The organism is Endozoicomonas sp. ALB032 (assembly GCF_049310125.1).
Classification (GTDB): domain Bacteria; phylum Pseudomonadota; class Gammaproteobacteria; order Pseudomonadales; family Endozoicomonadaceae; genus Endozoicomonas_A.
This window is the reverse complement of record NZ_JBLYNW010000001.1, coordinates 21,541-47,067: the sequence shown is the minus strand read 5'-3', so window position 1 is coordinate 47,067 and position 25,527 is coordinate 21,541. Positions and strand designations below refer to the sequence as shown.

Annotated in this window: 19 protein-coding genes; 7 read left to right on the top strand and 12 right to left on the bottom strand. The window is 47.9% G+C overall.

The features are described from left to right. The first annotated feature begins 655 nt into the window (after positions 1–655). The 5 genes from ACO6VG_RS00130 (at position 656) to ACO6VG_RS00110 (ending at position 5,555) form a co-directional block, all read left to right on the top strand. Positions 656–1,270 carry a trimeric intracellular cation channel family protein gene (locus ACO6VG_RS00130; protein ID WP_422409481.1) on the top strand — a complete coding sequence of 205 codons (615 nt, stop codon included), beginning with the start codon at positions 656–658 and terminating at the stop codon, positions 1,268–1,270. Between the two features lie 155 nt (positions 1,271–1,425). Beyond that, on the top strand, positions 1,426–2,715 hold the full coding sequence (locus ACO6VG_RS00125; RefSeq protein WP_422472166.1) for an OmpP1/FadL family transporter: 1,290 nt from the start codon (positions 1,426–1,428) through the stop codon (positions 2,713–2,715). A gap of 78 nt (positions 2,716–2,793) precedes the next feature. Then, positions 2,794–3,366 carry a hypothetical protein gene (locus tag ACO6VG_RS00120; RefSeq protein ID WP_422409477.1) on the top strand — a complete coding sequence of 191 codons (573 nt, stop codon included), beginning with the start codon at positions 2,794–2,796 and terminating at the stop codon, positions 3,364–3,366. 10 nt (positions 3,367–3,376) lie between these two features. After that, the gene (locus tag ACO6VG_RS00115) at positions 3,377–4,783 is read left to right on the top strand and encodes a hypothetical protein (RefSeq protein ID WP_422472164.1); all 1,407 of its coding nucleotides are present in this window, start codon (positions 3,377–3,379) and stop codon (positions 4,781–4,783) included. Positions 4,784–4,862: 79 nt separating this feature from the next. Then, complete coding sequence (locus tag ACO6VG_RS00110) at positions 4,863–5,555, top strand: MlaA family lipoprotein (RefSeq protein ID WP_422472162.1); 693 nt, start codon at positions 4,863–4,865, stop codon at positions 5,553–5,555. Positions 5,556–5,629: 74 nt separating this feature from the next. On the opposite strand, the gene yaaA is transcribed toward ACO6VG_RS00110, so the two are convergent. The 12 genes from yaaA to ACO6VG_RS00050 all read right to left on the bottom strand — a co-directional run bounded on the left by yaaA (position 5,630) and on the right by ACO6VG_RS00050 (position 22,729). Beyond that, the gene (gene yaaA, locus ACO6VG_RS00105) at positions 5,630–6,403 is read right to left on the bottom strand and encodes a peroxide stress protein YaaA (RefSeq protein WP_422135023.1); all 774 of its coding nucleotides are present in this window, start codon (positions 6,401–6,403) and stop codon (positions 5,630–5,632) included. A 650-nt stretch (positions 6,404–7,053) separates the two neighbouring features. Further along, positions 7,054–8,457, bottom strand: a complete 1,404-nt coding sequence (locus ACO6VG_RS00100) for a PhoH family protein (RefSeq protein ID WP_422409470.1) — start codon at positions 8,455–8,457, stop codon at positions 7,054–7,056. A 285-nt stretch (positions 8,458–8,742) separates the two neighbouring features. Next, positions 8,743–9,930, bottom strand: coding sequence for an ATP-dependent RNA helicase RhlB (gene rhlB, locus ACO6VG_RS00095; RefSeq protein ID WP_422137137.1), 1,188 nt, complete (start codon positions 9,928–9,930; stop codon positions 8,743–8,745). A gap of 502 nt (positions 9,931–10,432) precedes the next feature. Next, positions 10,433–10,720 carry a hypothetical protein gene (locus ACO6VG_RS00090; protein WP_422409468.1) on the bottom strand — a complete coding sequence of 96 codons (288 nt, stop codon included), beginning with the start codon at positions 10,718–10,720 and terminating at the stop codon, positions 10,433–10,435. A gap of 308 nt (positions 10,721–11,028) precedes the next feature. Beyond that, positions 11,029–11,484, bottom strand: coding sequence for an aspartate carbamoyltransferase regulatory subunit (pyrI, locus tag ACO6VG_RS00085; RefSeq protein WP_422135020.1), 456 nt, complete (start codon positions 11,482–11,484; stop codon positions 11,029–11,031). Between the two features lie 14 nt (positions 11,485–11,498). Further along, the gene (gene pyrB, locus ACO6VG_RS00080; RefSeq protein ID WP_422135019.1) at positions 11,499–12,419 is read right to left on the bottom strand and encodes an aspartate carbamoyltransferase; all 921 of its coding nucleotides are present in this window, start codon (positions 12,417–12,419) and stop codon (positions 11,499–11,501) included. A 379-nt stretch (positions 12,420–12,798) separates the two neighbouring features. Then, a complete protein-coding gene (locus tag ACO6VG_RS00075; protein WP_422472160.1) occupies positions 12,799–14,643 on the bottom strand; it encodes an extracellular solute-binding protein in 1,845 nt (614 codons plus the stop codon). 92 nt (positions 14,644–14,735) lie between these two features. Then, positions 14,736–15,998 carry a hypothetical protein gene (locus ACO6VG_RS00070; protein WP_422472158.1) on the bottom strand — a complete coding sequence of 421 codons (1,263 nt, stop codon included), beginning with the start codon at positions 15,996–15,998 and terminating at the stop codon, positions 14,736–14,738. A 181-nt stretch (positions 15,999–16,179) separates the two neighbouring features. Continuing rightward, positions 16,180–16,536, bottom strand: coding sequence for a class I ribonucleotide reductase maintenance protein YfaE (yfaE, locus tag ACO6VG_RS00065; protein ID WP_422135016.1), 357 nt, complete (start codon positions 16,534–16,536; stop codon positions 16,180–16,182). Further along, positions 16,511–17,641 carry a class Ia ribonucleoside-diphosphate reductase subunit beta gene (gene nrdB, locus ACO6VG_RS00060; protein WP_422135015.1) on the bottom strand — a complete coding sequence of 377 codons (1,131 nt, stop codon included), beginning with the start codon at positions 17,639–17,641 and terminating at the stop codon, positions 16,511–16,513. Before nrdB ends, yfaE begins: the two co-directional genes overlap by 26 nt. A gap of 100 nt (positions 17,642–17,741) precedes the next feature. Continuing rightward, positions 17,742–20,012, bottom strand: a complete 2,271-nt coding sequence (nrdA, locus tag ACO6VG_RS00055; protein ID WP_422135014.1) for a class 1a ribonucleoside-diphosphate reductase subunit alpha — start codon at positions 20,010–20,012, stop codon at positions 17,742–17,744. 920 nt (positions 20,013–20,932) lie between these two features. Further along, positions 20,933–22,729: a hypothetical protein gene (locus tag ACO6VG_RS00050; protein WP_422472156.1), complete on the bottom strand. Its 1,797-nt coding sequence runs from the start codon at positions 22,727–22,729 to the stop codon at positions 20,933–20,935. Positions 22,730–23,179: 450 nt separating this feature from the next. Here ACO6VG_RS00050 and ACO6VG_RS00045 point away from each other — a divergent pair, with 450 nt between their 5' ends. Both ACO6VG_RS00045 and ACO6VG_RS00040 read left to right on the top strand, forming a co-directional pair. Then, positions 23,180–23,899, top strand: coding sequence for a winged helix-turn-helix domain-containing protein (locus ACO6VG_RS00045; RefSeq protein WP_422472154.1), 720 nt, complete (start codon positions 23,180–23,182; stop codon positions 23,897–23,899). A 30-nt stretch (positions 23,900–23,929) separates the two neighbouring features. Then, positions 23,930–25,519, top strand: coding sequence for an ATP-binding protein (locus tag ACO6VG_RS00040; RefSeq protein WP_422135011.1), 1,590 nt, complete (start codon positions 23,930–23,932; stop codon positions 25,517–25,519). Positions 25,520–25,527: the final 8 nt, after the last annotated feature.

Below are 25,527 nucleotides of genomic sequence, written 5' to 3'. Positions count from 1 at the left end.
ATGACCTGAGGCGGCTGCTTGTTGCAAAGAATGCCACTAAGAAATGGCTTCTTTTTTTATTAACAAGTGATGTGAGGCTGCCTGATTACGAACGTTGTTTGCTCTTTTGTGAGTCTTTTCCGGTTCGCTGGTCGAAAGACCGCTGGTCTATTTATGCTTATTATTAGTTTTTGTTGTCGTTTTTAACGTGCTCTGCAATGGATGTTTGAAACGACAGTACGAAATATCTCTGTTTAGAGGTGTCGAGTCAAGACAGGGGTGGGTGTTAATTGTAATTCGAATAGTATTCGATTTTTATTTTAATGAATTTAAGGTATTTTGATGCCGCTTTTTATAACTAACTCAATGATATTTAATGGTTTTTCTGGAAGGATGAGATCCGGAACAGTATCGAGAAAAGAAGAAAAAAAATTTTAAAAAAATATACAATCGAGTCTCTGATTGCTGTGTAGGCGTCAGTAATCGGGCCATGTTGAATACTTAAGATGTTTTTTATATAAACTGAAAGACAGGCACTCATGGTGTCATCTGAACCTGCATAAGGCTTCGGAGTTTGACGAAAGTTCCTGTTGAATTAAGTAAGCGCCCTGATGTGGCCTATGCGATTTGGAACGTATACTTTGGGTATTCATTCATCGGATTCATTCTCTCTTTCATGCTGCTCTATATTCTGGATTTATTTGGTACTGCAGTGTTTGCCATCAGCGGTGCCTGGCTCGCCTGTCGCAAGGATATGGATATCTTTGGGGCAATGGTTCTGGCGTTTGCCACTGCCGTGGGGGGTGGCACGATTCGCGATGTTCTTCTGGGAGCAACCCCGGTTTTCTGGGTACAGAATCATGATTATGTTCTGGTCACTCTTGCCTCAACGTTGCTGGCGATTCTGGTAAGGCGCTGGCATCAGAAAACCCATCATATGATGTTGCTTTCTGATGCGCTGGGTCTGGCTGTATTTACTGTGATTGGTGTCACCAAAGCTCTGGATTTCGGTGCTTCGGCTATTGTCTCTGTCATGATGGGGGTGCTTACCGGTTGTGGTGGAGGGGCTATCCGTGATCTGCTTTCTGGTGAAGTGCCGCTGGTGCTAAAAAAAGAGGTCTACGCCTTTGCCGCTATGGCGGGTGGTGCTCTTTTTGTTGTATTGGAATCTTATATTGGAGTCAATATGGCAACACTGCTGTCTGCAGGTCTGGTTCTGTTACTCAGACTTTTGGCTCTTTACAAGAAATTATCTCTCCCCCGTTTTGACCTGCCTCCCACCGCCCGCTGACTTGAAAGGAGCTTTGAGATATAGCTATTTGCTCAGAGCTCTCGTGTTTTTAATATCTCTTGATTACTAATCGTCGTTAATGCCTCTAAAAAAAAAGCATGGAAGCGTTTCTGCGTCTATACCTTTCAGAACAACACACACAATGAGGTTTGAAGATGACTTTGTGTTTACGACAGAGGTTGGCTGTTCTGTCACCTCTTCTTGCCGCCATGGCAGTTTCCTTTCATTCCAGTAATGCTTTCTCTGCAGGTTACGGTATTAATGAAAACTCAGCCAGCTACATGGGTACAGCCTATGCGGGCAGAGCGTCCAACCCTCAGGATGCTTCCATTGCAGCCAATAACCCGGCGGGTATAGCTTATGTTGAGGGTACTCAGGTTTCAGTGGGCTCCGCTATTATTCTTGAGGGAGGTGAGTTTGAGGGGCAGCATACTCTTCCTAATGGAATGGTGGCTGCTCAAGGTAAAACAGAAGATTTTGTGTCAACAAGCGGGGTACCTTTTGGGCATTTTGTTATGCCACTGAATGAACAAATCAGCTTTGGTATAAGTGGATATGCTCCTAATGGTATTGAGCTGGATTATGACGAGGATTGGGCGGGTCGTTACTTTGGTAATAAAACCAGTGTTAAAACCGTCAACCTCCAGGGAACGGTTTCCTACAAATTCCAGGAAGATTTTTCTGTTGGTTTTGGGTTAATTGGTTCCTATGTGGAGGGGGAATTAACTCAAAATGTCAATCCCCTTGCGCCTGCTGCAAAAGCAAAGATTGAGGGCGATGCTAAAACATTGGGTTGGACTCTGGGAGCACTTTGGAATGTTTATGATAAAACCTATGTCGGCCTTGCTTACTTTTCGGAACTTGATTTTGAACTCGAAGGAGATGTAAAAGTCGAGGGCTTGAGTCCAAATGAGGAGAAATCAGATGCGAAGCTCGATATCACTATGCCAGAAAAAGCGGCTTTGAGCCTCACTCATGAGCTAAACGATGAATGGACTCTAATGGCTGAGGCCACCTGGACTCGTTGGAGCCGGTTCGAGGAATTTTATGTCAGAGCGGATAATAATGACTTGTCCAGCTATGTCCCAATCAACTGGAAGGATGTCTGGGCATGGAGTTTTGGAGCTACATGGCAAGTCCTGCCTGAGTGGAAGCTGAGGGCGGGCTATATGTTTGATGAGTCTCCCGTCGATGATGACAATCGCACTGTGCGTACGCCGGATTCTGATCGCAACTGGTTTACCGTGGGAGCAAACTGGAGACCTGATACCAATATCTCCATAGACATTTCCTATGCGTATGTGAGCCTGAAAGAAGGCAAAATCAATGAATCCAAGTACACTGCAGATCAAAGGACTACTCCTGATCCTTTGTACGGCACAATAACAGGAGATTATAAAAACAGCTCCAATATTGTGGCTGCACAATTGAATTATATTTTCTAGACTTGTTGAGTCTGAGACCTTGCCTGCTTTCACAGGCAAGGTCTTGGTTGAGGTTTTTCAGAACCAGGGAATAAGTCGATGAAATCAGTCTTTCACAAAAAAACGATTAAAATTAGTCTCGTCATGGCCGCGTCAGCGGCGACAGCAGGTGCTCTGGTTTCGGGGTATGCAGACCAGCCCGCCAGCAACAAAGATGAAGTGATTACCGAAAAGCGCAATGTTGATCAGGACAAGTTCTGTCAGGATCTCGGTCAGCTTTTTACCAAAAGCCAGAATGGTTTTTCGGACATACGTAAACAACCTTCTTTTTACAACAAGATCACCATATGGCAGACAGACTATCAACCACTGAACGGTGGCTGCGAGGTCTGGCAGTGGTCGAATCGTTACAGCTATGTATGCAGTCGTGTTCTGCCTGATGAACAGACTGCGGCTCAGGCTTTTGACGAAGCCAACCGCGTCATTGGTCAATGTCTGCCGAAGAGTTGGGCGCAAAAGCAGGTGGCATTGCCTGACAACAAGGGCGAAAAAATTCAGTATTCCTTCAATGGGCAGGTCAGGGGCTCTCTGGAAAAAGTCAGCACCGGCGGCCTGTTTACCCATGACTGGACAGTTTACCTGTTGATTTCATCACCGGAAAATACTCAGTAGTAGTACTGATATGAGTAAAAGAAAGGCATTTTGTCCGGTAGTACTCACGGACACTGTGGCGTGGGCAAAATGTTTTTCGAAAGGCCGTGGTCGTTTAATCTCCATCCTGAAAAAGCTTCCGTTATTAGTGCTTCTTCTCTATCAGGGCACTCTGTGGGCTTATGGCTTCCCTATTAAGGACCCATTCCTTGCGACCGTCGTTGGCACCCCGCCCGGGCAACAGGTGAAGCTTCGGCAAGGTATTGTCCGCGAGGCGATTTTAGGATTGGCTGACGAAACCGTTAAGGGTGCACCGGGTATATTCTGGGATGTGATCAAACCCCGTTTCAAGTTGGCCTGGCAGGAGAAACCTGCTCCACTGATTTTTATTATTGCCGGCACCGGTGGTCGTTTCGATACCAGCAAGGTCGAGTTCCTGAAAAAGGTTTACTATCAGGCAGGCTTTCATGTCATTCAGATCTCATCCCCCACCAGTTACGACTTTGTTGTTTCCGGCTCCCGATCCCATCGACCCGGTCTGACGCAGCAGGATTCAGAAGATCTTTATCGTCTGATGAAAGCGTCTGTCAGGCGGGTTCGCTCCTTTAAAAAAATTCAGATTAAAGGCTGGTATCTGACAGGTTACAGCCTTGGTGCACTCAACGCTGCTTATATCGCCAGAATAGACAGCGAACATAATGCCTTTGGCTTTAATCGTGTGCTGTTAGTGAATCCTCCTGTTGACCTGCGGCGCACCGTCAATAGTCTTGATCGCTTACTGCTGGTCGACGTGCGGGGCGTTGATAATGCAAAAACGCTTTTTAATCATTTCTTTGACAAGCTGGCTGCTTATTTTCGGACGCATAAAAGTATTGATATCGATGAATCCATGTTGGTTCAGGTGGCAAAAAGCGCTTATGCCCTGAGCAGGGAAGAGCTGGCACTGCTGATAGGCGTCAATTTCAGGTTGGTAGTAGCGTCCCTCTATTTCACTTCTGCTGTCATGACCTGGAACATCAGCCTGATTCCCAGGTTTTTTAAATTCACCCTGAGTGATAGCCGAACTCCTTATTTTAAGCGGGCTATGTTTTGCAGCTTTGAATGCTATATAGATAAGGTACTGATTCCTTATGAAGAGAAGCAGAAGGGAATCTACTTTGATCAGAAAAAATCCCTCGCTGCGCAGCGTGCTCTTATATTTGAGCAGAACGGTTTGCCTCGCCTTAAGTTGTGGTTGAAGAAAGCCCGGCATATAGGTGTGATGCACAATGTGGATGACTTTATTATTGACAAGAAAGGGCTCGACTTTCTTTATGATACCTTCGATGGGCGAATAAAAATTTACCCTCGGGGTGGGCATATGGGCAATCTGAAGTATCCACAAAACGTGGAGGATATGCTCAGCTTTATCAAAGGTAAGGGCTTTCCCGATGCTTAGAGCCGGATGCCTGCTCTTGTTGTTTTCTCTAACAGTCTGCAATCTCCCGGCTGATCATAGTATCCCTTATTCAGATCCTATGGATACTTTGAAGTACCGAGACCCTGATGATGAGTTATTGGAAGACTGGCATCACAATATGAATTCAATGTCGTTTATGGATGTTTATGACCCACTGGAGCCCTTTAATCGCGAGGTGTTTGCTTTCAACCGGCAGTTGGATCGCTATTTTCTTGAGCCCGTAATGCAGCTTTATGAAACGGTGACTCCATTTTTTGTTCGGATCGGAATAGCCCATTTTTTTCAGAATCTGAAAGAAGTTTCCACCCTTATGAACAACCTGCTTCAGTTTGAGGGTGAGCGGGCTGTTAAATCAGTCGGTCGATTATTCATCAACACTACTCTGGGTATTTTTGGCTTTTTTGATCCTGCCGAGAGTATGGGGTTGCCCCATCAACGCAATGAATTTGGCAATACACTGGCAAAATATGGGGTGGGAGCTGGACCTTATCTGGTGGTTCCGGTTGTTGGTCCATTCAGTTTGAGGGATGTGAGTGGTCTGGTCGTTGATCTGGCCGCAGAAGATTATATTGATTTTCTCGGGGTGCCTTCACAGGTGTTTTCCGAGCCTGACCTGTTTGCCATCTATGGAATTAACTATCGCTATACCGTTCCCATGAGCTATGATGACTTCAGTTCGCCCTTTAGCTACGACATCATTCGCTTTTTGTATACCAAAAGGCGGGAGTTGGAAGTGGGCGTTAACAAGTAAAGCTCCAATGTGTCTGCAATAGAAGGGAGATGTCTTCCAGCTCGCAGGCAATGTCGGAGCTGGAAGAAAATAACTCAGGCTTCTTTGCGAATAAACACCCATTCCTTGTCATTCGACATGGCTTCGTTGTAGCTGTAGCCCTCGTAATCAAAACCTTTCAGGTCATCGACTTTTTTCAGGTTGTTATCAATGGCGTAACGACACATCAGGCCCCTGGCTTTTTTAGCGTAGAAGCTGATGATTTTGTATTTGTCACCTTTCCAATCCTTGAAGACCGGGGTGATGATCTGACCTTTCAAAAGTTTGGGCTTAACGGCCTTGAAGTATTCATTGGAGGCCAGGTTAACCAGAATATCATCTTTTTGAGCGGCCATTTCTTCGTTCAGTTTGTCGGTGATCTGTTCGCCCCAGAATGCATAAAGGTCTTTTCCGGCATTATTGGCAAATTTGGTGCCCATCTCCAGACGGTATGCCTGCATCAGGTCGAGAGGTTTCAACAGACCGTAGAGTCCTGAGAGAATGCGCAGGTGTTTCTGGGCATAATCAAACTGTTTGGCATTCATGGTCTCAGCATCAAGCCCCGTGTAAACATCACCTTTAAAGGCCAGGACTGCCTGTTTGGCATTTTCCTGGGTAAAAGGCTGTTGCCAGGCCTGGTAACGGGCAGCATTCAGCTGTGACAGTTTATCGCTGATGCTCATCAGGCTGCTGATATCCGCCGGACTCAGCTCACGCAGTTGATCAATCAGGTTCTGGGATTGGTCCAGAAATTCTGGCTGACTGAACTTTTTCGTCACCACAGCGGTGTCATAGTCCAGGGTTTTGGCAGGTGACACGACAAAAAGCATGGTTTTTTCTTCCTTCTGAATTCCGGTTCTACCCCTAACAAGCTGAAGTGTTCAGCTTTAGCACTATGGAACACATCCTAGTAGAGGGAGGAGGTGTTTGGTAGTGAATTATCTCTATTATGTTGATAGACCGGTCAGGCTAGGAGCCTGACCGAGAATAGCGCCCGTAGCGAGGACGGCAGAAAATTGAGGATGAAAATTCGGTTTTGTGAGGAGAATAGCGAGCTATTTGACGAACAAAAGCGGATTTTCAGACCAATTTGCTGCCGTCGCAGTAGGGCAGTCTATTCTCGGTCAGGCTCCTAGCAGCCTGTCGGACTTAAGACTGTCCTACACGGCAACTGCTCCTGCGTTGCTCTAGCTCCTGCATCCATGCAGTCGTGCGGTTGCAATAAATTGGTCTAAAAATCCCTGTTTCTTCGTCAAATAGCTCGCTATTCTCCTCAGAAACAGAGATTTTTATCCTCAATTTCTTGCAATCCTCGCTACGGACGCTTAAGTCCGACAGGCTGCCAGGGTGTTTAGTTGTGCGGTTGAGGCAAGTCGTTAATCAGGAGGATAGGGCTTCAGGGAGAGGTTGATGATCCATGGTTGTCAATTTTTGATAGCCAGACGATCAAGTCTGGCTATCTCTCTGAGGTCAGTGAAAATTAAAGGTTTTCTTCAGCGTATGCGGCCAGCGGCGAGCGTGGGACCCCCTGTAACTGGACTGCGCCACCGTGTGGAAAGTTTTTAAATCGTTCAGTCATGTAAGTCAGTCCTGAACTGGTCGGTGCCAGGTAAGGGGTATCAATCTGGGCCAGGTTGCCCAGGCAGATGACCTTACTGCCTGAACCCGCACGGGTGATAATGGTTTTTATCTGGTGCGGTGTCAGGTTCTGACATTCATCAATGATGATCAGGCTCTGTTGAAAGCTTCGTCCCCTGATATAGTTCAGGGATTTGAAATGGAGTGGGACCTGCTTAAGAATGTAGTCCACACTGCTGTTGGTGGATTCATCGTCATAGTGCAGGGCTTCTAGGTTGTCAGTAATGGCACCCAGCCAGGGCTCCATTTTCTCAGCTTCCGTGCCCGGCAGGAAGCCAATGTCTTCATCCAGCCCCCGGGTTGAGCGGGTCGCTATGATTCGACGGAACTGTTTGGTGGCGACTGTCATCTCTATTGCGGCGGCCAGAGCCAGAATGGTTTTACCTGAGCCCGCAGCACCGGTCAGGTTGACCAGGTGAATATCGGGGTCCATTAAAAGATTCAGGGCTATGGCCTGATGAATATCGAGAGGCTGAAGCCCCCAGGCTTCCTGACTCATTAGTGCTTCACGACAGAAGTGTTGCAACTGGACTTCGTCATGAGTGATGGCGTTCACCCGGGCTACAAATCCAGTGTCGTCCAGGAAAAACTGGTTCAGATAGATATCCTCACCGAGTTCTTCTTTCAACAGTCGATGATAGGTAATACCCTCCAGCTGCTCTGTCTGAACCTGGGAAACGCGGTCCCAGAAGTTACCTTCGAACAGTCGGTAACCTTTACTGAGCAAACCAATATCTGAAACCAGTTGATCGCTGTGGTAATCCTCCGTTGGAATTCCGCATCCCCTGGCTTTCAAACGCATATTGATATCTTTAGTCACCAGAACAACCGGTGCACCCGGGTGGGTTTCCTGAAAATGACAGATATCGTTGATGATGCGGTTATCGTTATTGCTGGTGGGCAGTGTGGTAATGTTTTCTACATAATGAGAGCTCAGGATTGAGAGAGTACCCTGAGGCTCTGATTTATTACCACGTCTGATAGGAACGCCTGCTTCGATCTCCGAGGGTGAGGCGGTACCCAATATCTGGTCAATCAGTCTGATGGCCTGTCGGCAGTCAGCAGCGATGGTTTGCTTTCCGTTCTTAAGCTTGTCCAGTTCCTCCAGAACGGTCATGGGGATGAGCACTTGATGCTCTTCAAAGTTGAGGATTGAGTTAGGGTCGTGTATCAGAACATTGCTGTCGAGAATGTAGGTGGTTGTTTGGGTTGAGATGATCGGCCTGGCTTCCAAGGCGTTTCCCATAGGCGGCTTCCTCGTCCTTTTTTTGGGTCTCTCATAGTTGATTTTTATCGAAAAGAAGCAAGTCGGCAAGTTTAAATTTCAGATAGGACTAAAAAAATTTAAATACTGATTTTATTGTTTTATTAAGTGAAGTTTGATTCTAATATTAGAGGATTGCATTCTTATTTCTGCCAAATACTTCGTCCAGAAACTGTCCTGAACTTTTCCGTTTACATCGCTTTTTAGAGGCTTTCGCCAGCGAACCTTCTATCGAACACTCGCTGGTGGTGAGTAGCACGTTAATGATTATTTCAACAGATCTGCGGGTGGGTATTCCAGGTTGAGCTTTGCACCCAGCATTTCTTCCAGGTCGGGGATCAGGAAAGAGTCTTCTTCACAGGCAAAGCTGATGCTGGTACCACTGGCTCCAGCCCGGCCTGTCCGGCCAATGCGGTGGACATAATCTTCCGGGTCTTCAGGCAAGTTGTAGTTGATCACATGACTTATTCCGTCGATGTGAATGCCACGGCCCGCAACATCGGTAGCTACCAGAACCGTCAGCCTGCCATTCTTGAAGTTATCCATCGTCTTCAGGCGCTTCTTCTGAGGTACTTCACCGGAAATTTGATCAGCTTTGAGGCCTTTCTTTTGTAGCTTCTCGGTCAGTCGACGGGTTTCATCCCGACGGTTGGTGAACACAATCACCCGCTCCAGGTTGTTTTGATTGATCAGGTTGATCAAAAGAGGAACTTTCTGTTCATTGGTGACAATGTAAACCTTCTGATCGACGGTCTCTGTGGCAACGCTTTCTGGTTCGATTTCAACTTTCACAGGCTTCCAGGTCCACTGTGCACCGAGTCTTAGTACCTCATCCGTGAAGGTGGCTGAAAACAGCAGGGTCTGGCGATCGCCAGGACGGGGTGTCATTCGGATAATGCGTCGAACCTGGGGAATGAAGCCCATATCCAGCATTCGGTCGGCTTCGTCAATGACCAGTGTTTCGGTCAGGTCCAGATGCAGGTCTTTACGTTCGCAGTAATCCAGAAGTCGGCCAGGCGTAGCCACCAATATATCGATGAAGCCATTACTCATGCGGCTGCGCTGCTTCTCATAATCCATTCCACCAACAACCGTCAGCACATTCAGGGGCAGGTATTTGGTCAGGGCTTCAGCATCCTGACCAATCTGTAATGCCAGTTCCCGTGTAGGGGCAATGATGACGGCACGGGGTTCGCCGAGGTAGCGTTGATCCGGTGGTGGGATATCGATCAGTTGTTTGATGGTGCTGACAAGAAAGGCGGCCGTTTTACCCGTGCCGGTTTGAGCTTTACCAATAGCGTCTCTACCTGCCAGCGTGCTGCCCAGTACTTCTGCCTGAATGGGGGTGCAGTACTTGTAGCCCAGTTCCTGAATGGCTCGCATCAGTTGATCAGGCAGATCAAAGTCATGAAAGCGGGTTTTACCCTGCTCTGGCTCTACCTGGAACTGGCTGATATGCCAGGAAGGCTCGGAACTCTTGTTGGCTGAGCGATGAGAGCTGTGAGAGTGGCTACGTCGAGCAGTGTTCTGAGTCTTGGGGTTTCTGGATTGGGCTCCGACAGCTTTGCTGTTTTTCTTCCCGCCCCGGGGCTTGGAAGAAGGGTTTTTTGGTGCCGGTGAAGGCTTTTGTCCACCGGATGAAGGTGCTTTTTTCTTTCTGAAAAGACCTAGTAAACCGCTCAATGCTTTAATCTCGTTCCAATACGATATCGGTATCCCGGTCTGCAGCGTTGGGCTGCCGTGTCCTGAGAGTGTCTCGGAACCGGGGATTGAATCTGCTGACGACGGGTATCTCCGCCCTGGTGTTAAAGAGTCGGGCAAACAGAAAGAGAAAGAGGCCTTCAGGTAACTGGCTGTTAATAGTCAGTTACCTACTCAGCAGCAACGCGCCGCAGGAAACTGGATTTGCAAGGCTGCGGCATTCCAGAGGGATTCTAAGGTATCTGGCGGGTGATTGCTAAAATGTTTGCTCATCCACGTCGCTATTATCCGGGTTGTCCTGTTCTTCGTGTTTTCTTTTACGCATGAAGAGTCTGTCCAGTCTGCCTTTTTTGCTGATTTTTCTCTTTTTTCTGCGGAGCTTCGATTTGTACAGTATCAACATCAGAGGTTGATCAGGCATAGGTTTTAGGGGACGTCCCTTGAAAAAAAAGCTCACTTCTTCGGCAAACTTCTGGATTTTGGCAGCCAGCGTTTCGGTTTCGGTCTCCGGGCCTTTCTCATGACCCTGATTCAGTATGTTCATGATGTATCGCACTGGCGCTATTTCCATAGGACACCTCAATATTAGGAACTGTATGCTCTGTTACCCGGGAAAATCCACTAATGGTGACCGGGTAACCACTTTTTCATGAAGATCAATTGTAAAGATATGCAGTTTTCTCTCATGCAACCATTAGACATAGGTCTTGGGGAAATGGTTCCTCAGGAACCGCCCGGAATAGCGGAACAAATGATAATCGGAAGTTCTGTCGGGGCAGGGCAGACTTATCGAATTGACAGGGAATCCCTTAATAATTCACAAGAAACCAGAGGGGGATTCCTTGTCAATAGTCAGAGCTCAGAAACAATATCCTTGCTGAATGACTTCTCGCAATAGTGACACTTCAGTCGAATATCGTCGTCTTTTTCCCGCAGGTAGAAATAGCTGCTCACAGGCTCATTGTGAGTGATGCAATTTGAGTTAGGGCAGGGAAAAGCGCCTCTGAGCGTCTCGGGAACCGTCATTTTGAATTTATCAACGACCTGGTATTCGTCGATGACATTAATGGTGGCTCCCTGTGCGAACAGGGCCAGCTGACTGGCTTCTTGTTCAGTGAACTTCAGGCCAGTCACTTTAATAATATCTTTGCGACCCTGAGCCTTGCTGGGCAGGTTAAAGCCCACGGTAATGCTGACATTGGAGTCCAGCAATTGCAGGCGATCCAGAATTTTAACACCCTGACCTGCGGGTATATGGTCAATGACGGTGCCTTTGCGAATGGCTTCAACCTGAAGCTTGTTGGTCATTGCTGTGTCTCCCTTCAGATACTTTCGTTCAAAACCAGAGCCAGGAGCGCCTGACGGGCATAGACCCCATTCTCGGCCTGCTGAAAATAGTAGGCATGAGGTGTGCTATCGACAGCCATTTCTATCTCGTCGACCCGTGGCAGGGGGTGAAGAATTTTCAGGTTGTCTCTGGCTCCCTTCAGACTTTCGACACCCAGAATATATTTAGAGGCCATGTGCATGTATTCAGTTTCATCAAAGCGCTCTTTTTGAACCCGAGTCATATAGATAATGTCAGACTCTGGTACCACTTCTTCAATAGTCTCGGTTTTGCGGTAGTGAATGCCTTTTTCGTCCAGCTCTTCAAGCAGGTAATCGGGCATTGAAAGGGCTTCGGGTGCGATAAAGTTAAATTTGGCACCGAACAGTGACATAGCCTGAACCAGGGAATGAACGGTTCTGCCGTATTTAAGGTCACCGACAAAGGTAATGGTCAGTTCGTCCAGCGTCCCCTGACATTCTTTAATGCTGAACAGGTCCAGCAATGTCTGTGTCGGGTGCTGGTTGGCACCGTCACCGCCATTAATGATGGGGACATTAGCGAATTCAGAGGCTAGTCGTGCTGCGCCTTCCTGAGGGTGACGCATGATGCAGGCATCGGTATAGGAGCTGATGATTTTCACTGAGTCGGCCAGTGTTTCGCCTTTTCTGGCAGAAGTGTTACTGCTGTCAGAGAAACCAATCAGGGTTCCTCCCAGCCTCTGAACAGCGGTTTCGAATGAGAGACGGGTGCGGGTAGAAGCCTCGAAGAAGCAACTGGCGATCACCTTGCCCTTCAAAAGATCAGGACGTGGCTTTGTTTTAAGCTGGGCGGCAGTCTTCAGAATTTGTTCAAGGTCTGAACGATTCAGGTCTGCTATGGAAATGATGTCCCTCAGATAGAGCTGGTTTTCCATCAAGAATTACCTGTTCCTGAGTAAGGGTGTAGAGTTGGGCGCTGGTGCCAAATAGCCTTTGGAGCTATATGGACAGCACAAGCCAAAAAAAAGCCCCTGATAAAGGGGCTTTTTTTTCTGAAAAACGGATCACTGCTGATGTCGCCTGGCATCCAGCTCAGAAGTGAGTCTGAAGCATAACAGCCAGTTTCGGATGTCATTAGCGTGTGTCCGTAACAGTATACGTTTCAGCTTTAACAGCCTCTGTGCATTAAAGCACCATTAAACCTAAGTTAAAGAAGCTCCTGTTTTCAGGCAAGCCTTCTTAAGCAAGTTGCCACGTATTCTACCGATGCCAACCCCCAAATCAAGAACATGTTGGCAGTGTTTTTCTGTTTGGCTATAGACTCTGGTTTGGTCTGTACCACCAGTTATTCAGGTCGAGCCAGTAAAGCTGGTCTTGTGGTGGATGATCAAGATAATGCCAGTAGGCCAGGTGAGTCTTTTGAGTATGCCATTTGGGAATGACATAATGACCCCACATCAGCACCCGGTCCATAGCCCTGATAATGGGTGTCAGTTTTTCGTAACTGTCCGCTTTTGTAGTTGCGGCCAGCAAGTGGTCAATGACCGGGTTGGTGATGCCGACAATGTTACCACTGTGTTTTTCCATTACGACTCTGCTGCTCCACATGTGATAAAGCTCGTTGCCCGGGTAAGTGGATTGCCAGAAATACCAGTCCACCAGTTCGAAATCGAAAGCCCTGACTCTTTTTCGGAACAGGCTTTTGTCGAGCGTATTTATATTCAATGTTATGCCAAGGTCAGCAAGACTTTTGCGATAAGAAAGTAATAGACGCTCCTGTCTAGGGTCCTCGGTCAGGAGGCTGAGAGTGAGAGGTCTGCCTGATTCTGTTTCTATCATTCGACCGTTTTCCAGCCGGTATCCTGCTTTTTTAAAGAGCGCCAGAGCTTTTCTGACATTCTCCCTGTTTGTACCGCTTCCGTCTGAAACAGGGACACTGACAGCTTGCTTGAAAAGTTCATCGGGTAACTGCTCCTGAAACGGTTCCAGCAGCTTGAGTTCTTCTTCCGTAGGCAAGCCATTGGCTGCAAGAGGCGAGTTGGAGAAAAAACTCCTGGTACGCTGAAAATCACAATTCATCAGAGTTCTGTTAATCCATTCGAAATCGAAGGCCATGATTAAAGCCTGACGAAGAGCCGGGCTTTTGAACTTATCCCTGCGAAGGTTAAAGGCCAGGGCACTCATGCCAGGTGGATAGAGTATGGCAATGTCTTGTTTCAGCACGCGACCTTCCTTTACCGCCGGGAAACTGAATGACCGATGCCACTTTTGAGTGTCTGTCTCCTGATGAACATCGTAAAGCCCCGCTCTGAAACCTTCGGTTACAGCCTGATGGTCACGATAATAGTCCACCCTGATTTCATCAAAATTGTATCTCCCCTTCTGGCTCGGAAGATTGACTGCCCAGTAATTCCGGACTCGCTCAAAAGTGATGTTTTGACCTAATCTGACCTGCTTGATCTTCAGGGGGCCACTGGTCACCGGGCTGTCCAGGTGTTTGTCCTGAAAGTTTCTGGTGTGCCAGTAATGATGCGGAAGTACGCGCAGATAAGCCAGCAGGGCAAGCTGTTTTCTGCCGGGTTTGTCCAGATAAAAAACGACTCGGTAGGGTGACGTTTTTTCAACTCTGACTACGTCTTTATAAAGGTTCTTCAAAAAGGGTGAGCCTTCCTTTTTGAATAATTCAAAGGTAAATACAACATCTTTTGAAGTGAGAGGGTGGTTGTCGCTGAACTTTGCTGCCGGGTTGATATGAAAGGCGACCCAGCTGAAGTCGTCAGGGTATTCGATGGCTTCGGCCAGAAAGGGATAAAGCGAGTGGGGTTCGTCGGCTGACCGGGTCATTAATGAGCCGTAGGTGTGGTAAACGTAATCGGGAACAGTTCCTTTGCCGTTAAACGGGTTCAGGGTATCGAATGATCCTGTCCTGGCCAGTCTCAGGACACCACCTTTAGGTGCATTGGGGTTTGTGTAAGCAAAATGAGTAAAGCTGTCCGGATATTTGTGGGTACCGATCAGGGTAAAGGACTTTTGAATATGTACCTGACATTGGGCCGCCAGAGGGTTTGTCAGGCAAAGACTGAGGAGAAGGCTTTTTATTATTCTGATTCTGGTGCCATTAATCTTGCATAGATGGCTGCTGGCAACAACTCTGCACACAATATCTTCAGCCTTTTCTGTGTCGAGGTGGATTGACGGGGAAAGAACGGTTGGGAGAAATATAGCTCAGCCGCTCTGCTCTTTGCTCAGGCCTATGACTGTCCGGGCTGCAGTGGTGGAAGGTTAAGCTGGATGTTGGCCTCAAGTGCTCTGAGCAGTCCACTGGCAAGGTGTCGAGACCAGAACTGAGCTAATCCATGCAGCGACTTCTCAGAAGCGGGTACGGGGATCTCCAGCCCTTCAACAGGAAGGCTGCCCTGGGCATAGATTGCGTGAGCCGGACCCTGGATAAAATGTCCCTGAAGGGTATCGTTCAAGAGCTCCCCGTCCAGATAAGCATGAGTGATCAGAGCTTCGGGTCTCAGGTCAGGTTCTTCGTTTTGAACTTGCCAGTAGATGGCTGAGTTCAGGGCAAGACTGTTAAATACCACTGCCTTGAATCGAGTTTTAAACGAAACATATTGGGCGATTGCGCCACCCAGAGAAGAACCCGTCAGCTCAAACTCATGGTCAGGGTAGTGCTCATAAAGATCGACAGTGAGCTCCAGGGCTCTTCTCAGCATGGGGACTTCCAATGGAAAATAACCGCTGCCAGTGATGAAGCGGTATAAGCTGGAGGTGATCTGAGCCAGATAGCCATATCCGTAGCCACCCTGTGTCCAGACTGCGTTAGTCAGAGAGTTAAGGCTGTCAAATTCTGTCCCGGTGAAAGCTATGAGAATCTTCTTTTGTGAGGTGTGGAGTAGAACTCTGGCTTTCAGCCCGGAATCCTTGTGGTCATGGATTCGGTTTGTTTCGCGTCGGGTGTCAAATACTCCCTGTGTCAGCCATTTTTCAGGGACATCTGTCTTGACTGCGTTGCGATACTGAATGTAAGTCAGGCGATCTTCAAGAGCCTCTTTGGTACCCGCTTTGTCACTGCTAACTTTGTAGCGATAAGACAGGTAACTGGCAAATGCATAGGGATAGAGTGCTTTCAGGCGCTGCCTGAACTCAGCCATCCTGGCCACTTCTTCATCCATAAACTGAACATTGTCGCGATACCAGCGCTCAACGTTTTCTCTTTCGGCAGGAGAATGGATGTAACGTCGAATGGGGTCGGATTCCGGGATCTTGTTGAAATTGAGCTTTTCAGGATCAAAAGGCCCAACGTAAGGAATGCTGTCTGCCGGGCGAGGATATTTCAGGTTGAGAACAGACAAAGGGGCGTCTGTTTTGAGAAATCCTGCCTGATAATCCTCAGGACTGTCGCCCACAGCGAATGCGTTATGGCTTAATCCAGGCGTTGGCAATACGCTGACCAGAAGAATAAGCAGCATAAAACGAGGGTGCAGTGATGCCAATTTTCCTGTCATAGTTACGATTCCTCCCTGAAAACTCTGCCGCTTATAAAGTATTAGACAGAGCAAGAGTGCTTTAGTTCAGGGAGGCGACTGGTTGATTGGGGGTAAGGCAAAACGTTTTTTATTTTTAATAGTTATATAAAATTAAGTTTAAATTCTTTTTATTAAAAAGAGGTCTGCTTTTTTCCGGTCATTACTCTTTTTTGATATGACAGCCACCGGGGATCTCAATAGTGAGGTCGCTTTTGGCATGGCAGCAACAGGGCAGGATTTTTCCATCGGGGACAAAAGCGACGGGCTCAGCAAAGTATTCCACTTCACCAGCCACCAGTTCAACCTGACAACTACCACAGAATCCCTCACGACATTGGTATTCAATATCCACCTTCTGTGATTCAAGCGCTTCCAGCAAGTTGAGATCACTTCTGGAAATAAAGCTGAAGCCATCCAGTATCTTGACGATGTTGGCCATGAGGGTCTCCCGGTGAAAGGTGGCCAGTCTTCCGGCCACCTTGTTATCTCTCTTACAGTGAGAAGTTGCTGAAGTCATCGGTCTGGACTTCGTTATCAATCTGGCCCACCAGGTAAGAGCTGACTTCCACTTCCTGAGGTGCTACCTGAACAGCGTCGCTATTGAGCCAGCTATTCATCCAGGGCAGGGGGTTTTGACGGGATGGGAAAGCGGGTTCAAAGCCCAGGGCTACCATTCTCTGATTGGTGATGTATTCCACGTACTGACTGAGAATGTCTTTGTTCAGACCAATCATTGAGCCATTCTGGAACAGGTATTCAGCCCATTCTTTTTCCTGTTCAGCAGCAGCAATAAAGATTTGTCTGGCTTCTGCCTGAAGCTCAATAGCAATCTCAGCCATTTCCGGATCGTCTTTACCTTCGGCCATGATTTGCAGGATGTGCTGGGTGCCGGTCAGGTGCAGGGCTTCGTCACGGGCGATCAGTTTGATGATTTTTGCATTGCCTTCCATAGTGGAGCGCTCAGCAAAAGCAAAGCTGCAGGCAAAGCTGACGTAGAAACGAATGGCTTCGAGAACGTTGACTGATACCAGGGTCAGGTAAAGTTTTCGCTTCAGATCCCTGACGGAAACCAGTACTTCCTTACCTTTGATCTGGTGAGTGCCTTCACCCAGCATGTTGAGCTGGCAGATTCCTTCGATCAGGTCATCGTAGTAACGGGTGATGTCTGCTGCCCTTTTGACAATGGCCTCGTTATTCACAATATCATCAAAAACCACGGAAGGTTCGGTGATGATGTTACGAATAATATGGGTGTAAGAACGAGAGTGAATCGTCTCACTAAAGGCCCAGGTCTCAATCCAGGTTTCCAGCTCAGGCAGGGAAACAATGGGCAGCAGGGCGACATTGGGTGAGCGACCTTGTACAGAGTCCAGCAGGGTCTGATATTTAAGGTTGCTCAGGAAGATGTGTTTTTCATGTTCTGGCAGATGAGCGAAGTCACTGCGGTCGGTTGATAAGTCCACCTCTTCCGGGCGCCAGAAGAATGAAAGCTGTTTTTCGATCAGCTTTTCAAAGATCGGGTGTTTCTGGACATCATAACGGGAGACGTTAACACCCCGTCCAAAAAACATAGGTTCCTGAGTGGCATTGAACTTTTCTTGGTTGAAAGTCGAGTAGCTCATGTTCTCTCTGCTTCTGGGCCAGGAAGGGCCGGCCTCGTCCAGTTGCTGTTAACTCTGTTATAAGTGGGACACTGTTTCAGTGTCCCGGTTCCGACTTTCGTCAAATTTTACAAGCGCCGCCTGCACAGCCGTCATCTGTTTCTTCCTGGCCGTCCGACGCACCATCACGGGTGTTGTGATAGTAAAGGGTCTTCACACCCAGCTTATAGGCTGTCAGAAGGTCTTTAAGAAGGAGTTTCATAGGTACCTTGCCACCTTCGAAACGAGCAGGATCGTAGTTGGTGTTGGCCGAAATGGTCTGGTCAACAAACTTCTGCATGATCGCAACCAGCTGCAGGTAACCGTCGTTACTGTTGATATCCCATAGCAGTTCATAGCTGTTACGCAGCTCTTCGAAGTCTGGTACCACCTGCTTCAGGATACCGTCCTTACTGGCCTTGACGCTGACATAGCCACGTGGCGGTTCAATGCCGTTGGTGGCGTTACTGATCTGAGATGAAGTCTCGGAAGGCATCAGGGCAGTCAATGTTGAGTTACGCAGACCGTGATTCCTGATCTCGCTACGCAGAGCTTCCCAGTCCAGGTGAAGTGCTTCGCTGCAGACTTCGTCCAGGTCCTTCTTGTAGGTATCTACAGGCAGTATGCCCTGGGAATAAGTGGTCTCATGGAACTTGGTGCAGGTGCCTTTCTCTTTTGCCAGCTGGTTAGAAGCTTTCAGCAAATAGTACTGAATAGCTTCAAAGGTTTTATGAGTCAGACCGTTGGCTGAGCCATCAGAATAGCGAACACCGTTTTTAGCCAGGTAGTTGGCAAAGTTGATCACGCCAATACCCAGAGGGCGGCGTGCCATGGTGGCATTGTAAGCCGCTGGCAGAGGATAATCCTGATAGTCCAGCAGGTTATCCAGCGCACGAACCAGAAGGTTACTCATCTCTTCCAGTTCGTCCAGGCTATCAAGCTTACCCAGATTGAAAGCAGCCAGGGTGCACAGTGCGATTTCACCTTCCTCATCCATTACGTGCTCGAGAGGTTTGGTAGGCAGAGCAATTTCCAGGCAGAGGTTGCTCTGGCGAACCGGAGCTACTGTCGGGTCGAATGGGCTGTGAGTGTTGCAGTGGTCAACATTCTGCAGGTAAATACGACCGGTACTGGCACGCTCGGATGCAAACAGGGAGAAAAGCTCTACTGCTTTCAGAGTCTTTTTGCGGATGTCAGGATCCTGTTCGTACCTGACGTAGAGGGCTTCGAACTTTTCCTGATCCTCAAAAAAAGCATCGTACAATCCCGGAACATCAATCGGAGAAAACAGAGAGATGTTGCCACCTGTGATCAGGCGCTGATACATCAGGCGGTTGAACTGAACGCCGTAATCCAGATGACGAACACGATTTTCTTCAACACCCCGGTTATTCTTCAGAACCAGCAGATTCTCAACTTCATAGTGCCAGATCGGGTAGAAAAGAGTCGCTGCGCCGCCACGAACCCCCCCCTGTGAGCAGGACTTAACGGCTGTCTGGAAGTGCTTGTAAAAAGGAATACAGCCTGTATGGAAAGCTTCACCGTTACGGATCGGGCTGCCAATGGCACGAATACCGCCGGCATTGATGCCAATGCCTGCACGTTGGGAAACATACTTAACGATGGCGCTGGATGTCGCATTGATAGAATCCAGCGAGTCACCGCACTCAATCAATACACAGGAACTGAACTGGCGGGTAGGTGTGCGAACACCGGCCATAATTGGTGTTGGCAGAGAAAGCTTGAATGTAGAGACAGCCTTGTAGAAACGCTCAATGTAATCCAGCCGGGTCTCTTCAGGGTAGCTGGCAAACAGGCAGGCACCGATCAGCATGTAAAGCATCTGGGGGCTTTCATAGTATTCACCAGTGACCCGGTTCTGAACCAGATATTTGCCTTCCAGCTGTTTAACGGCAGCGTAGCTGAAGTCCATGTCACGCCTGTGATCGATAAAGCCATTCATGGCATTGAAGTCAGCTTCACTGTAATCATGGAGAAGATGAGCGTCGTACTTCTTCATTTCTGCCAGTTTGACAACGTGGTCGTAGAGTCCAGGTGGCTCGAACTGGCCGTAGGCTTTTTTGCGCAGATGGAAGATGGCCAGACGAGCTGCCAGATACTGGTAGTCAGGAGCCTGTTCGGAGATCAGGTCAGCGGCTGACTTGATCAGTGTTTCGTGGATATCTGTGGTCTGTATGCCATCGTAGAACTGGATTTGTGATTTAAGTTCAACTTCGGAAACGGAAACGTTGTTCAGTCCTTCAGCAGCCCAGGTGATAACCTTGTGGATCTTCTCCAGATCCAGCTGCTCCTTGTCTCCATCGCGCTTGGTGACCAGGATATCTTTGTTCATTAAAAGTCCTTACCAGTAAAAAAATAAAACTCAAGATATTGTATTTTTATGTTTCGGCTACTACTGAATGCCAGCCCCTGTCTTGGGTGCAGGAGTTGTGTCGCAGAGGGTTGAGCCGAGAAAAATCTGCAGGTCACTGATCCCGCAGTAAAAACGTCTCGAAGAGGTGTGTTCAGGAGTCAGATGCTGTCCTGAGTGACCTGTCAGCTTTTCTTCCCTGATACCGCAGCGCCTGCGCCACAAATCCCTTTCGTTAGCGGCTTCACAGATTCTGTCTTTCAGTTCGGCACACTATCTAATATGTAATAAGCACGCACCAGCCATTTCATTTAACTATCTGGTTAACTGCCCGACTAAACAACACAATATGTTGTGTGGCGACCTTTTATATACACAAGATAATGCGCTATTAGCAGAAGTTCAAGTTGGAAATTTAGTGGAAAAATTGTGTATAACTTGTGAGTTTTTTGCAGTGTTAGTACTTGCAAACGGCCTGACTGCTTTTGCTGACACGGCTTTCAGTATTCTACAGATCTGCCGACACAGGCCAGACTCTATATATAATAAAAAGTCATAAATAAGTATAAATCAATAAGAAATAGGTAGTATTCGAAAAGACGCACCAAAACGGTGTAACCCACAACATTGAGTGTTTTACAAATGCCAAGATTACCGTGAAAATCCCCGGAATCAAGTCGAAGAATACCATCCCTGCTCCGTTGCAGGGCGCGATTTGCTTTGTTTAGCTGATTAACTCTGGGACTTCTTGCCTGACCACCGGTAACCAGGCGTCTCTGGATAAGCGAGGGTACGGATGATCACTCCCAAGTCAGTTTAGGCTCAATGGCAAGCACTGAAAATCTGCGGCCACACCCCAGGCTCTGCCAGTCGTGAGCGTTTAGGGATTATTCCCTATCCGCTCATTTTTCAATAGAACTGTTTTCGAGCATATCTGATAGCTGATAGTAAGTGAACACATGCCATCCCTGGTTTTCAGCGCCGGAAGGCACGAACAATCCTGTTGCTGGATCCTTCAGGTAATACTCATTGAAATTCTCAAGCCTTGACACTTTGTCGTGTATCTTCTGCGCCAGAGAGAGGTAGCGCGCATCATCGGTGGTATTGTACATATCCATAAGGGCAATGCCGCAGCGCAGTATTTTATCGGGCCATAATGTGTAGCCGTTATTTGCTCTCATTAAGTGCTCATTCGGACCGCTGTTGCCCATAGGGATAAATAACTGACCATCATTGTTGTAGAATTCCTCAAATAGATCGGCGACATCCGGATAATTTTCCTGAGGTACCGCACCGGAAATGATGGCCCAGGCCAGACCGAAGGGGTCTGTGATACTGCCATCTTTGAATTTTTGTGCGTCCGGTAGCGCTTCTCTTTGAGCAATCATATCTTTAATGATCAAGCCTGGTTGTGTAGGGTTGCTAGCCTTATGCTTGCTGCGCACAAACCAGCGGGGGCTAAATTGTTGGTTGGCATCAAAGAGTAAATGGGTTCTCAGATTATTTTGTAGCTGCTGACTTAAACTGACAAGCATTGTTTCAACACTGGTCACTGAATCTGTCAGCGACTTAAGCAAGGGTGGCAGGTATGGGCTAGCCCTGATCAATTCCTGCTTGAACGCAGCATTATCAAGATAGCTCGAAGCACTCTGGAGACTTTTCAGGCCATCAAGAAGAATTGACGCATTGGTCAGCAGACAGCTGTCGGCGAGGAAGTCATTAAAAATATCAAGGTAGTCAGCCCCGACAGGCAGTCCCTGCTCATCCATAACATTGGTGTAAACGTAGATAAGTGCTCTTGCAATCATGGGTGTTAACTGATGACCCCTGGCTTGTGCCTCCGACGGGTCGTAAGTTGCCAGCGTTTTGAGGTATCTGCCACAGAGCGCGAGTATATTGATTTCCGGGTCAGTGGTGCCTGGTGTCAACCTGTCCAAATTTTCTTTTACATAGTTATCCAACAGGAAACTGGGTTTTGGAAACTTGAATTGCGATGCGTTCGGCGTTGTTGTTTTCAAGTTTTCAATATGCCGATATACCGAAGTGACTTGCGCTTTCAGTTTTTCGGGAGCTGTTATCTTGACATAAGTAATTGCCCTTTCGACATCCAGAGTAAATAATTCGGGTAATTGCATCCCGAATAACAAGTGGGGGTGTTGATCAAAGAATTCCTGTACTTGTGTGAGATATCTTCGCCTGATAACCCGTTCAATGATAAAGTGAGTGGGATTGTTTACCAGAACGATTGGGAGTGCTCCCAGATTATTGTGCTGGAAACCCGGAAAGCTCTCGTTACTGTCGGGTTCCAGTTTGTTTACCTGGCGGTTGGCAAATGCAAGCAGGATCTTACCAACGACCTCCAGAACCTCTGGCTGTGTGAGCACCCGATCAACAGCCATCATGTTGTCATCACGGGCCCATGTAGTACCTTGATAGTGAGTTGATTTTTCGTCTTCAGCAATACTGGCAGCAAGTTGTTGGTCTATGCCAAGTGATACCAGTTCCTGACTTTTTACCATTTTGGCTGAATGAGCAAGGGGATGGGTCTGTGCTTTCCATAAATAAAGTACTCTCTGGCTGGAAATAGGAGTGCAGACCGGATTTTCATCGATATTAATGCGTGTCCCATTACCACCTGCAACTAGTGACAGTGCCGTCAAAAATAAAATCAATGCCATCGATCTGGCTATGTTACTCATTTTTAAGTTCTCCCAAACTCATTCAGCTTTCTACCATTTTCTGATGTTTGAAAAGCAAGGCTAGCTGCAAAACAGCAGAAGTGCTTCACTTATCTGCCACGATAATTTCGCTTCAGTTAATCATTGCAACCATTAGGCCTGTGCCTTCCTCTGTATACTATTTACGAGGGTAATTACTGGAGGCTTTGACACAATTCCTCGTGATCTTTTCTGAACGAGCCGAATGAGAACCACGACAGGATTTCCATGATGTGAGTAACCGAAAAAAAACGCATGTTAACGGCTCATGACTGACCCTGCCGGTCATCAGCGTTCAGGGCAGGAAAATGACCTTTTGGGGAATTTTCAGGTCACCTAGGGACTCTAACGCAATGCTGTAGTAGTATCCGTTACCTGAGCCCGACCATTCACGTCGGGCTTGTAGTCTTCATTTTTATAATCTTTGGAAGTTTGGCTGTGGAGAATTCAGAAACAGGTCGAATCCTGATAGTTGAGGACGATGAGCGGTTGGCCACACTCACCAGGGACTATCTCGAGAACAATGGACTCTCGGTCTCTATAGAAGGTGATGGTGGTAAAGCGGTTAATCGTATTCTTGAAGAGCGCCCCGATCTGGTGGTGTTGGATTTGATGCTGCCGGGAGAAGATGGTGTTTCCATCTGTCGCCGTGTTCGCGGACATTACGCTGGACAAATTTTGATGCTGACCGCACGGACCGATGACCTGGATGAAGTTCTGGGGCTGGAAATGGGGGCAGACGATTATGTTGCCAAACCGGTACGTCCAAGAGTGCTGTTGGCCAGAATCCGGGCTTTGCTGCGCCGAAATCAGGGCCCCATGGAAGAACAGGAAGAGCAAGGCAGCAGCCGCCTGACGTTTGGTCCATTGGTTGTGGATAACTCTATGCGAGAAGCCTGGCTGAAGGATGTGAGTGTAGAGTTAACCAGTGCCGAGTTTGATCTGCTGTGGTTGCTTTGCTCCAATGCGGGTCGGGTTTTGAGCCGGGAAGAAATTTTCTCTCAGCTGCGTGGTATAGAGTACGACGGGCAGGATCGCTCCATTGATGTTCGGGTGTCCCGTATTCGACCCAAGATTGGCGATGATCCCATGCATCCCCGTTTGATCAAAACCGTTCGCAGTAAAGGTTACCTCTTCGTTAAAAGTGAATAAGTGCTCTGAGCTATTTAAGTAGAGAAACCTGTGAGTAGTATTTTCTTACGCATATACGGAGGGCTCCTGTTTACGCTGGTGCTCGTCGCTGTTCTGTCAGGTATTTCCGTCACGCTGATCAATGGGATGAGACAGGCTGACTATCGAGAAGATATGGTCAGGGGCACCTTTCGTCTGATCGCAGAGACGGTTGAAACCTTGCCTGAAGCTGAACGTAACTCCTGGCTGGAAGACTGGGGAGAGCGTCTTGCTATTCCCTTCGAGCTGGTGAGCGTGAAAGATTCAGGGCTGGATCAGGAACAGTTCAAATCTTTGAAGCCTGATGGCATCTGGGTTCGCATGTTGGATCAGAACAGAGCTCTGGTTCTGACACCTCTGGAGGGAGATATCCTTCTGGAAGGTGTGGTGTCGTCTATATCAGAACAAACAGCCAGTGGTACTCTCAGTCTTCTGAAAGCTAAATTGATGCGTTTTCCTGTCGCAAGCAGAGCAGACAAACTGAAAGAGTTGTCTGTCAATAGTTTCAGTTACCCTGTTCATCTGGTGGAACCTTCCCAGACTCGATTGCTCCCTGTGCAGCAGGAGCAGCTCCGTGAAGGCAGCGTGATGATGCTGCTGGATGACGAGGCTCAGACGGTCTCTATCTACACAAGCCTGCCGGATGAAACCCGACTGCTCAGAATGGGACCATTAGGGTTGCTGAACCCTTATCCTTTCAAGCTGATGCTGACCATTGGTTTGTTCGTGTTGACTTCCCTGAGTTTGGCCATTTACATCCTGGTTCGGGGAATGGAGAAACGTCTGCGCAAGCTTGAGAGAGCAGCGACACGTTTCAGTCATGGCGACTTTGATGTCCGGGTCTCTCTGTATGGTGCTGACTCCATTGGTCGTCTGGCTCAGGCATTTAATGCCATGGCAGGTCATATCCAGAGACTGTTGAGCCTGCAAAAAGAAATGATCAGAGGCGTCTCACACGAGTTAAGGACACCTGTCGCCCGACTCAGGTTTGGTCTGGACCTGGTGGCCGATGCCAGAACGCCTGAAGAAAGAGATCATCAGTTAGAAGGTATGGATAAGGATATTCAGGAACTGGATAACCTGGTGGATGAGATTCTGACCTATGCCAATCTTGAACAGGGTGCGCCCGAGGTGCGTTTCAAGCGGCATGATGTCGATAAGGTCATTGGTCAGGTCGTTGGTGAGCACAAGCGTCTTCAGGATCGTGTGGCGATTGAGCATGTTCCCTGCAATATACTGGATCCACGTCGTTTTGCAGACATTGATCGTCGCTACATGCACCGGGCCATCCAGAATCTGGTGGGTAATGCCTGTCGCTACGCAGACAGTAAACTGGAGGTCAGGTTTTCCGCAACACAGGACACCTGTCGGGTTGATGTGGATGATGATGGTCCCGGTATTCCAGAGGATCAATGGGATCGAGTCTTTTCAGCGTTTTCAAGATTGGATGACAGTCGTACCAGAAAATCAGGTGGCTACGGCCTTGGACTTTCTATTGTGAGGCGAATTATGTACTGGCATAACGGTCGGGCAATGGTCAGTCACAGCCCTCTGGGTGGTGCCCGGTTCAGTCTGGTTTTGCCTCGTAAACAAAGACGCTAACCGACTGT